General features: G+C 67.7%; 12 protein-coding genes. 9 read left to right on the plus strand and 3 right to left on the minus strand.

The annotated features are described in order from the left end of the window. Positions 1 to 161 precede the first annotated feature (161 nt). The 7 genes from murJ to ACIHAO_RS02250 all read left to right on the plus strand — a co-directional run bounded on the left by murJ (position 162) and on the right by ACIHAO_RS02250 (position 8,200). On the plus strand, positions 162 to 1,898 hold the full coding sequence (murJ, locus tag ACIHAO_RS02220; RefSeq protein WP_396554784.1) for a murein biosynthesis integral membrane protein MurJ: 1,737 nt from the start codon (positions 162 to 164) through the stop codon (positions 1,896 to 1,898). A 120-nt stretch (positions 1,899 to 2,018) separates the two neighbouring features. Next, on the plus strand, positions 2,019 to 3,578 hold the full coding sequence (locus tag ACIHAO_RS02225) for a protein kinase family protein (RefSeq protein ID WP_396554785.1): 1,560 nt from the start codon (positions 2,019 to 2,021) through the stop codon (positions 3,576 to 3,578). 200 nt (positions 3,579 to 3,778) lie between these two features. Beyond that, on the plus strand, positions 3,779 to 4,438 hold the full coding sequence (gene sigM / locus ACIHAO_RS02230; RefSeq protein WP_276365453.1) for an RNA polymerase sigma factor SigM: 660 nt from the start codon (positions 3,779 to 3,781) through the stop codon (positions 4,436 to 4,438). Then, positions 4,435 to 5,223, plus strand: coding sequence for a hypothetical protein (locus ACIHAO_RS02235; protein ID WP_396554346.1), 789 nt, complete (start codon positions 4,435 to 4,437; stop codon positions 5,221 to 5,223). Before sigM ends, ACIHAO_RS02235 begins: the two co-directional genes overlap by 4 nt. Positions 5,224 to 5,438: 215 nt before the next feature. Then, the gene (gene trxB, locus ACIHAO_RS02240) at positions 5,439 to 6,434 is read left to right on the plus strand and encodes a thioredoxin-disulfide reductase (protein WP_396554347.1); all 996 of its coding nucleotides are present in this window, start codon (positions 5,439 to 5,441) and stop codon (positions 6,432 to 6,434) included. 42 nt (positions 6,435 to 6,476) lie between these two features. Further along, positions 6,477 to 6,800, plus strand: coding sequence for a thioredoxin (trxA, locus tag ACIHAO_RS02245; protein ID WP_076163850.1), 324 nt, complete (start codon positions 6,477 to 6,479; stop codon positions 6,798 to 6,800). 251 nt (positions 6,801 to 7,051) lie between these two features. Next, the gene (locus tag ACIHAO_RS02250) at positions 7,052 to 8,200 is read left to right on the plus strand and encodes an N-acetylmuramoyl-L-alanine amidase (protein ID WP_396554348.1); all 1,149 of its coding nucleotides are present in this window, start codon (positions 7,052 to 7,054) and stop codon (positions 8,198 to 8,200) included. Between the two features lie 372 nt (positions 8,201 to 8,572). Here ACIHAO_RS02250 and ACIHAO_RS02255 read toward each other — a convergent pair whose 3' ends face one another. Continuing rightward, positions 8,573 to 9,217 carry an N-acetyltransferase gene (locus ACIHAO_RS02255; protein WP_125781532.1) on the minus strand — a complete coding sequence of 215 codons (645 nt, stop codon included), beginning with the start codon at positions 9,215 to 9,217 and terminating at the stop codon, positions 8,573 to 8,575. 195 nt (positions 9,218 to 9,412) lie between these two features. Here ACIHAO_RS02255 and ACIHAO_RS02260 point away from each other — a divergent pair, with 195 nt between their 5' ends. Both ACIHAO_RS02260 and ACIHAO_RS02265 read left to right on the plus strand, forming a co-directional pair. Then, entirely contained in the window at positions 9,413 to 10,732 is a 1,320-nt protein-coding gene (locus tag ACIHAO_RS02260) for a PLP-dependent aminotransferase family protein (protein ID WP_396554349.1), read from the plus strand. A gap of 36 nt (positions 10,733 to 10,768) precedes the next feature. Beyond that, positions 10,769 to 11,719, plus strand: coding sequence for a D-alanine--D-alanine ligase (locus ACIHAO_RS02265; RefSeq protein ID WP_396554350.1), 951 nt, complete (start codon positions 10,769 to 10,771; stop codon positions 11,717 to 11,719). 48 nt (positions 11,720 to 11,767) lie between these two features. Here the strand turns inward: ACIHAO_RS02265 and ACIHAO_RS02270 are convergent, their stop codons facing one another. Together ACIHAO_RS02270 and ACIHAO_RS02275 are read right to left on the minus strand one after the other, a co-directional pair. Continuing rightward, on the minus strand, positions 11,768 to 11,953 hold the full coding sequence (locus tag ACIHAO_RS02270) for a hypothetical protein (RefSeq protein ID WP_396554351.1): 186 nt from the start codon (positions 11,951 to 11,953) through the stop codon (positions 11,768 to 11,770). A 102-nt stretch (positions 11,954 to 12,055) separates the two neighbouring features. Continuing rightward, a complete protein-coding gene (locus tag ACIHAO_RS02275) occupies positions 12,056 to 12,727 on the minus strand; it encodes an HAD family hydrolase (protein WP_396554352.1) in 672 nt (223 codons plus the stop codon). Positions 12,728 to 12,810: the final 83 nt, after the last annotated feature.

Below are 12,810 nucleotides of genomic sequence, written 5' to 3' on the forward strand. Positions count from 1 at the left end.
CGCCGCCGCGCCGTCCGGCGACGGCGCCTCAGGCGCTCAACCAGACACCGCCTCCGCCGCATCGCGGGCGCCGCCAGCCGCCACCGGTCCGCCCGTGGCAGGTCGACCGGCGCGACGAGCCCGACGCGACGCGGTTCATCCCGCGCACCCCCGGCGTCCCGATGGGATCGCGCTGGCCGGTCGCCGACCCCGACGTCCTCCGCCCGTACGACCAGCTCGCCACGCAGGTCATGCCGGCGATCAAGGACGCGCCGCTGGTCAAACCGCGGCCGGGGCAGACCGGCGAGCAGGATGTCGCCGCCCCCGCGAAGACGCCGTCACTCGCGAAATCCAGCGGCCGGATGGCGATCGCCTCGCTGATCAGCCGGATCACCGGCTTCGCGTGGAAGCTGCTGCTGGTCGCGGCCATCGGCGCCCAGGTCGAGAACGACTCGTTCAACGTCGCCAACACGATGCCGAACATCATCTTCGAGCTGCTGATGGGCGGGGTGCTGTCCAGCCTCGTGGTCCCGCTGCTCGTGCGGTCGCAGGACGACAAGGACGGCGGCGAGGCGTACACGCAGCGGCTGGTCACGGTGGCGGGCACGCTGCTGATCGTCGGGACGGCCATCGCGGTCGTCGCGGCGCCACTGATCACCAAGCTCTACGTCGACGACAACGGTGACGCCAATCCGGCGCTGGTCACCGCGTTCGCGTATCTGCTGCTGCCGCAGATCTTCTTCTACGGCGTGTTCGCACTGCTCTCGGCGGTGCTGAACGCGAAGCACATCTTCGGCCCGACGGCGTGGGCGCCGGTGATCAACAACCTGGTCGTCATCTTCACCATCCTCGTGGTGTGGGTGATGCCGGGGAACATCGCGACCGACCCGGTGTCGATCACCGACCCGAAGCTGCTGACGCTCGGCCTCGGCGTGACCGCGGGCATCGTGGCGCAGTCGGTGCTGCTGATCCCGCCGCTGTTGCGGTCCGGGTTCAAGTTCAAATGGCGCTGGGGCATCGACAAGCGCATGAAGGAGTTCGGCGGGCTCGCGCTGTGGACCGTCGGCTACGTCGCGGTCAGCCAGGTCGGCTACACGATCACGACCCGCGTGCTGACCAGCGGTTCCGAAGGCGGCGTGACCGCGTACAGCAACGCGTGGCTGCTCTTCCAGCTGCCGTACGGCGTCATCGGGGTGTCGCTGCTGACCGCGATCATGCCGAGGATGAGCCGCGCGGCGGCCGACGGCGACCACAAGAAGCTGATCGGCGACCTCTCCTACGCGTCACGGATCTCGACGGTGACGCTCTTGCCGATCTCCGCGGTGATGACCGTCGTCGGCGGTTCGGTCGGCATCGCGCTGTTCACGCTGGGCAAGGGCACGGTCGAGAACGCGTCGCGGATGGGCGAGGCGCTGGCCATCTCCGCGTTCGCGCTGCTGCCGTACGCGCTGGTGATGCTCCAGATGCGGGTGTTCTACTCGATGAAGGACGCACGGACGCCGGTGCTGATCATGATCGTGATGACCGTGGTCAAGGTGCCGCTGCTCTACCTGTGCCCCGTACTGCTGTCGAAGGACAACATCGTGCTCGGCGTGATGATGGTCAACGGCCTCACGTTCGTCGTCGGCGCGATCCTCGGTCAGGTCTGGCTGTGGGTGACCCTCGGAAATCTCCGGAGCAAGCGGGTTCTCGGGGTGATCCTCTTCACGGTCGCCGCGAGTGTGCTCGGGGTCGGCGCGGCATGGCTCGCCGGGCAGGTCGTCCCTGACTCGTTCGGGCCTACTTTCCATGCCTGGGTGAAACTTCTCCTGCAGACGGTGGTCGGGATCGCGGTGTCGTTCGGCGTGCTCATGGCCCTGAAGGTCGAGGAATTGAAGCCCGCCACGGCGAGGATCACCCGGCTGATCAAGCGCGGATAACGATTCACGCACGGATGGCGCGCGTTCACGGGTCGTATTCTGGGTACCCTCGGGGCGGGAGCTACGCGGGAGAGTGCGGTGGATACGAGACGGAGCGAACAGGCAGGGGAGGCGAGCCAGGTGGGCATCCGGGCCCAAGGCGGGTCGCTGGCCCCTGGCCGGGTCGTCGGAGACGGCCGGTATCGCCTGCTCGCACAGTTCGGGGTGGACGAAAGAGCCGCCGCGCATCTTTGGCGAGCGCGCGACGGGCAGCTGAAGCGTGATGTGGCGCTGACGCTGCTGGTCGGCGATCCGGCGGACGCGGAGGCCGCGAGGCTCGCGCGCCGGACGCTGGAGCGTGCCGCGCACGCTTCGAAGTTCGGCCACGGCGGGGTCGCGCGCGTCCTCGACGTGCTGAGCCTCGGCAGCGGCGTCACCTCGAGCGAAGGTCTGCTCGGTGTCGTCGTGGCGGAATGGACCAAGGGCAGCGACCTGGTCGACCTCGTGGCGCAGCGCCCGGTGGCGCCCGCCGCGGCGGCCCGGATGGTGCAGGCGCTGGCGGAAGCCGTCGACCACGCCCATCAGAACGGTCTCGTCCTCGGCCTCGACCATCCGCAGCGCCTGCGGCTCACCCCGGACGGCGCGCTGAAGCTCGCCTTCCCGGGCCCGTTGCCCGAAGCGACCCTTCGCGACGACGTCAAAGCACTCGGCGCGGTCCTGTACCTGCTGCTGACCGGCCGCTGGGCCCTTCCCGGCGGTCCCGCCGCGATCCCGGCGGCGCCGCACGCGCCGACCGGCCGCGTCATCCCGCCGCGGTCACTGGTCCCGACGGTGCCGGTCGAGCTGTCCTCGCTCGCCGTCCGCACCATCGAGGACGGCGGCCACGGCGGCATCCGCACCAGCGCGGCCATCCTGCGCGTGCTGGACCAGGTCGCCGAAGCCGAAGAGCGCACGCAGCTGATCAAGGCCGTCGGCGAGGAAGAGGCCGTGGCCGAACCGGACGGCACGGTCTGGACGACGAAGAAACCGGTCAAGGACGTCGCGCGGCGCAAGAAGCTGGCGTTCGGCGTGACCGTGCTGGTCGTCGCGACCGTGGTCATCCTCGCCTGGGGCGGGATGATGCTGATCAACCTGTTCCAGGGCGAATCGAAGTCCAGCGGCCCACAGATCAACGTCGCCGCGCCTTCGTCTTCGCAGGTCACGCCGCCCTCGGGCGAGCAGCCGCCGCCCGCCCAGCAGAAGCCGTCCCCGGCCGTGGGTGCCGCGGTGAAGCCGTCTGCCGTCGCCGTGTTCAACCCGGGCAGCAAGGGCGACAGCCCCGGCCGCGCCAAGAACACCACCGACGGCGACGCGGGCACTTCGTGGAAGACCGACCAGTACGACAAGCAGTTCCCGGTGCTCAAGGACGGCGTCGGAGTGGTCGTGACCTTCAAGGACCCCATCACCCTCAGCCAGATCAAGATCGACTCGGCGAGCCCCGGTTCGAAGGTCGAGATCCGCTCCGCCGACAAGAAGAACCCGAAGCTCGACGAGACCAAGGTCGTCGGGACGGGGGACCTCGCGGCGGGCGAGTCGACCATCGCTTTGCAGCAGCCTCAGCAGGGTCAGTACTTCATCATCTGGATCACTCAGCTGGGTGAAGACGACGGTGGCAAGTTCGTCACCGAACTCAAAGAGCTGACGTTCCTGCCTGCGGGGTGACCGAAGGCACGGGGTCAGTGCCCTCTTGGGCGCGCTTTCGGATCGGCGTCGCCGGGCCGTGGTTTTCGATGCTCCACACGAAACCCTGCGGCGACCCGCCGCCCCCGATCCGAGCCTCCGGCGAAGACGCGCGCGCGTGTCGTCACCTGGCTGCGTACGTCGCGTTCGAGTAATACGCCCGAGTCAGTAGGCTCTCCCGGGTGACAGCTGCAGCTCCAACGGACGCGGATCTCATCGCGGCGCATGCCGCCGGCGACCCGCGCGCGTTCAGTGAACTGGTCCAGCGACATCGAGACCGCATGTGGGCGGTAGCCCTGCGCACCCTGCGGGACCCGGAAGAAGCCGCGGACGCCCTGCAGGACGCGTTCATCTCCGCGTTCCGAGCAGCGGGCAATTTCAGAGCGGAATCGCAGGTGACGACGTGGTTGCACCGCATCGTCGTCAACGCCTGCCTCGACCGCATCCGGCGGGGCAAGGCCAGACCGACCGTTCCGCTGCCCGAGACCGGGCAGTTCAACGAGCCGGCCTCCCCGCGTGACTCGATGTCCGAACGCGAGACGAGTCTCGTCGTCAAGGAAGCCCTCGACCAGCTCCCCGAAGAGCAACGTGCCCCGATCGTGTTGGTGGACGTCGAGGGATACTCCGTCGCCGAGACGGCGAAGATGCTCGGCATCGCGGAAGGCACGGTCAAGAGCAGATGTGCCCGAGGTCGCGGAAAGCTCGCGAAGGTTCTCGGACATCTACGGAACCCCGATGCGATTGCGAACGTCCCAACTCACGAAAGCAAACGAGAGCGCGCTACCCCGCAACGGGGTGCCAGGCGTCCTCAGGGCACGCCGGGTGACGGGGAGGGACGATGACAGACGAGAGCAGGGGGATCGGTGGGACCGTCGGTCCGCCGTGGTCTGTCGATGTGCTCGCCGACCTGCACGCAGGTGTGCTGGACGAGCGAGAGGCGGCCGAACTGTGGCCGCTGGTGAACGCCGACCCCGAAGCACTGGCGATCATCGAAGCACTCGAAGCGACCACGGCCGACCTCGCGGAACTCGCGAACGAGCCGGTCGCTCCGATGCCCGCGGAGTTCGCGGCGCGAATCGACGCCGCGCTGGCCGCCGAGATGCGGGTGACGCCTGCGTTTCAAGGCGCATCTGAAGGGCAGCGGGAACAGGTCGCCCCGGTGGTGGACCTCGCGGCCGCACGGCGGCGGCGGAACAAGCGGATCGGCTGGGGCGCCGGAATAGCGACCGTGGCCGCGGCGGCCATCGCCGCCGTCGCGATCGTCGTGCCCACCACTCGGGAGCCGGATTCGGGCGGTATCGCCCAGCCCGCGCCATCGACTCCTTCGGGCCCTTCGGTCGGCGGAGACGGCGGAGGAGCCGAAGCCCTCGTCGGCAAGGCGATCGGCGTCCGCGACTTCGGCTCACTGAAGACCGAAGAGCGGCTCGACGCCTGTGTCGCCGCGGCCGGAATGGACGCCGACGTGCGGCCGGAGGGCATCCGGCCGGTGAACGTCGCGGGCAAGGACGGCGTGATGGTGATCTACACCACAGGCAAACTCGCCCAGTTCCGCATCGTCGCCTTCGGTGCCGACTGTGGCCCTGGCAACCCGGCGATCCTCTTCGACAAAATCATCGGACAGAAGTAGCCGGCCGAAACCTCACTGGTCCCTCGCTCCCCACCAGCCCCATTTCGGGGGGAGCGAGGGACCTTTGCTATCGCGCTAGTTTTCCTAGCGGCGCTAGAGGTCGGATCTACGCCGTGGCGCAAGGCGGGAGAAAGTAGCGCCGGTCACCACGGGAACACCGGCCCCTACGATCGTGTTGAGCCTGGTGAACAGGTCACTACGAGCGGAGGTCACGGGTGGCTGCCGAGGAGATCAGGAACCTGATCGTCATTGGATCTGGTCCTGCGGGTTACACCGCCGCTGTCTACGCGGCACGAGCGCAGCTCGAACCGCTGGTGTTCGAGGGCACTCAGTTCGGCGGTGCGCTGATGACGACGACGGAGGTCGAGAACTTCCCCGGCTTCCGCGAAGGCATCCAGGGTCCCGACCTCATGGAAGAGATGCGCGAGCAGGCCAAGCGTTTCGGCGCCGACCTGCGCCAGGAGGACGTCGAATCCGTCGAGCTGACCGGTGACGTCAAGTACGTCGTCGCGAACGGCAAGCGCTACGCGGCCCGCGCGGTCGTGCTCTCGATGGGCGCCGCTGCCCGCTACCTGAACGTGCCCGGCGAGCAGGAGCTGCTCGGCCGCGGTGTTTCGGCCTGCGCCACCTGCGACGGCTTCTTCTTCCGCGACCACGACATCGTGGTCGCCGGCGGCGGCGACTCCGCGATGGAGGAGGCGACCTTCCTGACGAAGTTCGCCAAGTCCGTCACGATCGTCCACCGTCGCGAGGAGTTCCGCGCCTCGAAGATCATGCTGGAACGTGCCCGCGAGAACGAGAAGATCAAGTGGGCGCTCAACAAGCAGATCACCGAGGTCGAGGGCGAAGGCAAGGTCGAGGGCCTCAAGCTCAAGGACACGGTGACCGGCGAAGAGTCGAAACTGGACGTGACCGGGTTCTTCGTCGCGATCGGTCACGATCCGCGCAGCGAACTGGTGCGTGGTCAGGTGGACCTCGACGAGGACGGTTACGTGCTCACCCAGGGCCGGACTTCGTACACGAACCTTCCGGGTGTTTTCGCGGCGGGCGACCTGGTCGACCGCACGTATCGGCAGGCGATCACCGCCGCTGGCTCGGGCTGCGCCGCGGCGATCGACGCGGAACGATGGCTGGCGGAGCACGCCGGTGTCGAGGCCGCCCAGGAAACCCCTGAGCTGGTCGGTGGCGGCTACGGCGCCACCACCAACTGACTTTTCCCACACCGGAGTTTCACCACCCCAGAAGGAGACACCATGGCCAACACCGTGACGGTGACCGACAAGAGCTTCGTCGACGACGTGCTGACGAGCGAGAAGCCCGTCTTGGTCGACTTCTGGGCCACCTGGTGCGGTCCGTGCAAGATGGTCGCCCCGGTACTCGAGGAGATCGCGGCGGAGAACGGCGAGAAGCTGACCATCGCGAAGCTCGACATCGACGCCAACCCGAACACTGCGCGTGACTACCAGGTGATGTCGATCCCGACGCTGATCCTGTTCCAGGGCGGCAAGCCGGTGAAGCAGATCGTCGGCGCCAAGCCGAAGGCCGCGCTGCTGTCGGACCTCGCCGACGTCCTCTGATCTCGCGTTTCACCTGCCGAAACCCGGGGCCTGCCCAGGCTCCGGGTTTCGTCGTTCAGCGGACTGGGTAAATCTCACTGTTGCGGGATCGCCTGGACGAGTTCCACGAACGGGCGCTTGACGCACCGACCGGGCCTCCGCGCTCACCGAGAGTTCACAGGGCACAATAGAGCACCGGGGTTCGCCCCGCAGGGTTTTCAGAGTCGTGCATCGAGCTCGATCGGTGCCCCAAAGGGAAGAGCGAGGAGTGCATGCGGGTACTCCGCCGCGGTGACGCCGGACCGGACGTCGCCGAGATCAGGTCCACGCTGGCGGCGATGGAGCTGCTCCCGCCGGTGACCGAATCCGGGGAGTACGAGGTCTTCGACACGGCGATGGAACATGCCGTGCGGGCGTTCCAGCAGCGCCGTGGGCTCATCACCGACGGTCTGGTGGGTCCCGCGACCTACCAGGCGCTTCGTGGCGCAGGTTTTCACCTGGGCAGCCGCCCGCTGACCTACATGTTCTCCGCCCCCATGCAGGGCGACGACGTCTTCGCGCTTCAGGAGCGGCTGACCGAACTCGGTTTCGACGCCGGCCGCCCGGACGGGCACTTCGGCCCGCAGACCGAACGCGCGCTCAAGACCTTCCAGCGCGACATGCGCCTGGTTTCCGACGGCATGTGCGGCCCGGCCACGATCCGCGAACTGCACCGGCTCTCCTCGCCGCGTGCGCGCGGCGGCCGTCCCGTCTTCCTGCGCGAGCAGGAGCAGGTGCGGCAGGCGGGCCCGCGGCTGCGCGGCAAGCGCATCGTGATCGATCCCGGCCACGGTGGTGACGACCTCGGTGTCGTCGCCAGCGGTCTGCGTGAAGCGGACATCGCCTGGGATCTCGCACGGCGGCTCGAAGGCCGGATGCAGGCCACGGGTATGGAGGCGCTGATCTCGCGCGGCCCGAACCAGAGCCCGACCGAGAGTGAGCGGGCGAAGTTCGCGAACGAGGCGGGCGCCGACCTGTTTCTTTCGCTGCACAACGACAAGAACCCCTCGCCCAAGGCGCAAGGGGTCGCGAGCTTCCACTTCGGCACCGGCAACGGCGCCACGTCGACCGTCGGTGAGCTGCTGGCGGGCTTCATCCAGCGCGAGCTGGCCGCCCGCACCGGCATGCTCGACTGCCGCACGCACTACAAGACCTGGGAGATCTTCACCCGCACCCGCTGCCCGGCGGTGCGGATCGAGATCGGCTACCTGACCAACCCGGAAGACAGCCGCAAACTGTCGGACCCGGCTTTCCGCGACGTCGTCGCCGAAGGCATCCTGGTCGCCGTGAAGCGCCTGTACCTCCTCGGCGAAGGGGACCAGCCGACAGGCACGTTCACCTTCGCGGACGTCCTGGCCCACGAACTCGCCAAAGCGGAGTAGCCAGTCCTCCACACCCGCACGCGAGCGCACATCCCCCTGCCGACCCCCTCGGCACAACCGGTTGTGTCACCCCTCGCCGGACCACGCCACCCCTAGCCCCATCCGGCGCGCAGCCCCGCCCTTCCCGGGGGGCGTCCCCAGGTCCAGCCTACCCATCCACAGATTTTCCACCGCTCCTATCAGCGATCTGTGGATAACTCGGCGGGTTACCCACAGCTGTCCCCAAGGCAGGGGATGGCTGCTGCGCGTGTCCGGAAAGTCTGCTAAGAGCGGCTCACGCGAGCGCTAGGAACGGTCCTTTCCTTGCGAAATTTGCAAGGAAAGGACCGTTCATGGCAAGCGGAGGGTAGCCGTCCAGAAAGGCGAAGAAGGTCAGGCGCGGCCCATGCTCGGCTCGGCCGTCGTGATGGAGACCTGGCCGAGCAGCCGTTCGAGGGCTGCCTCCACGTCTTCCTTCCACGAGATCGCCGACCGCAGTTCCAGTCGCAGCCGCGGCCACCGCGGATGCGGCCGCACGGTCTTGAAGCCGACACTCTGCAGGAACGCGGCGGGCAGCACGCAGCTGTGCCCACCGTCCGGATCGGTCTCGTCGGGCTTGGCGTCACCGAAGGCCTCGATCGCGCGGACCCCGCGTTTGGTGAGGTCCTTCGCGACGGCCTGCACCAGCATCCGGCCGAGTCCGCCACCTTGGAATTCGGGGAGGATCTGGAAGGCGGTCAACAGAACGGCGTCCGGACCGGGCGGTGAAGTCGGGAAGGCCAGCGAACGCGGCACGGCGTTCGGCGGCGCGTACAGCACGAAACCGACGGGCAGGGTGTCGCTGTAGACGATCCGGCCGCAGGAACCCCACTCCAGCAGCACGCTGGAGACCCAGGCTTCTTTTTCGACCTCTGTCGCGCCGTACTCCTCGGCCTGCGCCTTCAAATGCGGCGCCAGCTCCCAGTACACGCAGCGGCGGCAGCTCTTGGGCAGATGCTCGAGGTTGTCCAGGGTTACGCCCACGACGCGACGCGACACCGGCAAACCTCCCTGAACGACGACACCCGACGCAGCCCTGTCCCGAGCAGGACTCACTGAAGGGGACCTGACCGAGGATAGGCCGATGTGATGAACACCGGAAGGCCAGGGCCCCACAAGGGAGGGTGGTTACACTCGATGGAACTACCAGTCGGTAGCGACTATGTCCACTTCGAAGCACGGGTGAAGCGCCTGATGACCGAGAATCGCCCTGTCCGGCCGGAGCCCGGCCGACACAACCTCGACCCTCATCTCGACCGCTACGCCGCGCGTACGGCCGGGATGACTGCCTCCGAGATCAGGGCCTTGTTCGCGGTCGCCAGTCGCCCCGAGGTGGTGTCGCTCGCCGGCGGGATGCCGAACCTCGCCGCGCTGCCGTTGGACACGCTTTCCGCGCAGGTCGGCGAGCTCATCGCCCAGGAAGGCCTGGTCGCGCTCCAGTACGGCTCCGCGCACGGTATCCCGTCGCTGCGTGAGCAGATCTGCGAAATCATGGCCCTCGAAGGCATCAAGGCCCACCCGGACGACGTCGTCGTGACGGTCGGCTCCCAGATGGGGCTCGACATGGTGACCCGGCTGTTCTGCGATCCGGGTGACGTCATCATCGCGGAGGGCCCGTCGTACGTCGGCGCGCTCGGCTCGTTCGCCGCGTACCAGGCGGACGTCGTCCACGTCGCGATGGACGATCACGGCCTGGTCCCCGAGGGGCTCCGTGCCGCGCTCGCGGAGACGCGGAAAGCGGGCCGCCGGGTCAAGTTCCTCTACACGATCCCCAACTTCCACAATCCGGGCGGCGTCACGCTGGCCGTCGAGCGACGTGCGGAAATCGTGGAGATCTGCCGCGAAAACGATATCCTCATCGTCGAAGACAACCCGTACGGTCTGCTCGGGTTCAGCGGACAGACGTATCCGGCGCTCCGCTCGATCGACCCCGACAACGTCGTGTACCTGGGCTCGTTCTCGAAGACTTTCGCCTCCGGCCTGCGGGTCGGCTGGGTGCTCGCGCCGCACGCCGTCCGGGAGAAACTCGTGCTCGCGGCCGAGTCCGCGACCCTTTGTCCGCCCACGCTTAACCAGTTGATCGTGTCGCGATACCTCTCGACTCATGACTGGATGGGTCAGATCAAGACCTTCCGCGAGAACTACCGGGAGCGCCGGGACGCGATCCTGTCCGCGCTCGATCAGCACATGCCCGCCGGGTGCAGCTGGACCAAACCCGACGGCGGTTTCTACGTCTGGATGACCGTCCCCGAAGGCGTGGACACGAAGGCGATGCTGCCGCGAGCCGTCACGGCCCGGGTCGCGTACGCCTCCGGAACCGGTTTCTACGCCGACGGATTCGGCAGCAGACAACTTCGCCTTTCCTACTGCTACCCGACACCCGAGCGGATCCGCGAAGGCGTCCGGCGGCTCGCGGCGGTGCTCGAGTCCGAAATGGACTTGGCGCGTACCTTCGGTAACGCGAGCCCCCGTTCGATCTCGGGACCGCAGAACCCCTCTCCGGACACGGTCTGATCGACCGACGTCCCATAGACATATAAGGAGTCCTCGGTGGTCGACCGCACCGTTGCCGTACTCGCAGGCGGACTTTCCCACGAACGCGACGTCTCTCTCCGCTCCGGGCGCCGGCTTTCGGTCGCGTTGCGGGCGGAAGGTCTCATCGTCGAAGAGTGGGACACCGACGCGGGCTTGCTCGAACGCCTTCGCACTCAACGCCCCGACGCGGCCATCGTCGCCCTTCACGGCGGTGAAGGGGAGAACGGCGCGGTGCAGACGGTGCTGGAGATGCTCGACGTGCCGTATGTCGGCACCAGCTCGCAGGGCTGCCGCCGCGCTTGGGACAAGCCGACGGCCAAGGCGCTAGTCGCCGACGCGGGCTTCACGACGCCGGACTGGGTCGTGTTGCCGCACAGCACCTTCCGCGAACTCGGTGCGCAGGCCGTACTGGACGCGATGGTCGAAACCTTGGGCCTGCCGCTGATCCTCAAGCCCGACCAGGGCGGCTCGGCGCTGGGCGCCCAGGTCGTCAAGGACGCCGCGGAAATGCCCGGGGCGATGGTCGGCTGCTTCGCGTACGGCGACACGGTCCTCGCCGAGAAGTTCGTATCCGGCGTCGAGGTGGCCGTGACGGTCATCGAAGGCGAAGAGGGCCCTGAGGCACTGCCCGCGGTCGAGATCGTCCCGGAGAGCGGCGTGTACGACTACACCGCGCGTTATACCGCCGGGCTGACCGACTTCTTCACTCCCGCGCGGATCCCCGACGACGCCGCCAAGGCGGTCGGCGAACTGGCCGTCGCCGTGCACCGGCAACTCGGGCTTCGCGACATCTCACGCACCGACGCCGTGGTCGCCGAAGACGGCACGGTCTATTTCCTCGCGGTGAACCTGTCGCCGGGCCTGACCGAGACGTCGATCGTTCCGGTCGCGATCGAGGCGGCCGGTGCCACCCTCGGATCGGTCTTCGCCGGTCTCGTCGGCCGAGCGATCGCGCGCAAGAGCTGAGTCTGGTTCGACAAAGGGGACTTGCCCGGTGCGGGCGAGTCCCCTTTTTCATTTCCGAGCTACGGCGACAACCTGGTGCTCATCTTCGTAGATGACCCGCCCCGGGTTCGCCGACCAGACGGCCTCGCACGAGATCTCATGCGTCTCCAGGATCGACAGGTAGCCGTCGACCCGCTCGATGAAGACACGAGCGGTCGCTTTGAACCACGCCGCGGACCCGGGGTTCACCTCCACGTCGTAGACGCTCGGGTCGACGTGCGCCGGGTTGGTGAAGTTCGTGTCGAACCAATCATTGCTCGTCCGGTGAAGGCTGGAACCGGACGAAGGGCAGACCGGTCATCGCCGGGGCCATCCACGCACCCACGCCAGCAGTTCTTCGTCGCGTAGCGAGCCGATCACGACGTCGGCGGGGAAGTCCTGCTGCCGCAACGTGGGCACCCCGATGACGGGGAGCCCGGCCGCATGCGCCGACCGCAGGCCGGTCATCGAATCCTCGAACGCCAGCGCGTCGGCGGGCTCGACGTTCAAGAGATCGCACGCGGTCAAGTACATCTCCGGATCGGGCTTCGGCGCGGCCACCTCGTCGGCGGCCAGTTTCACGGGAAACATCTCCGAAAGTCCGCCGCGGCTGAGAGCGGCGTCCAGCAGGGCTCGGGGCGAGTTGCTCGCGACAGCGACTGGAACGGCGGCCGCGGTCAGTTCGACCAACTCACGCGCGCCGGGCATCGCCTCCGCCTTCGCGATGACGACCTCGGTCACCAACCTCAGCAACTCGTCCGCGATCACGGCGCCGCCGCCGGGTTCGCCGAACGCCTTCGCCATCGCGTCGGCGGCGGCCGGTAGTGACTTGCCGATCACCAACGTCTTCTCGTCCGGACCGAACGGCAGACCTCGCCGCGCGAACAGTTCGGTCTCGGCGACCGACCAACACGGCTCGGTGTCCATGAGCAATCCGTCGCAGTCGAAAATCACCGCGCGGGGATTTCGACCGTCGAAGAGCGCCTTCATACTTGCCCCCCAGTTCAAGCACTCAACGTCACCGATTGGTCAGCACACAGCTATCGTCACCGTGACAAAACGACCCGGTGTGA

Origin of the sequence: Amycolatopsis sp. NPDC052450, assembly GCF_044547565.1 — a bacterium.
Taxonomy (GTDB): Bacteria; Actinomycetota; Actinomycetes; order Mycobacteriales; family Pseudonocardiaceae; genus Amycolatopsis.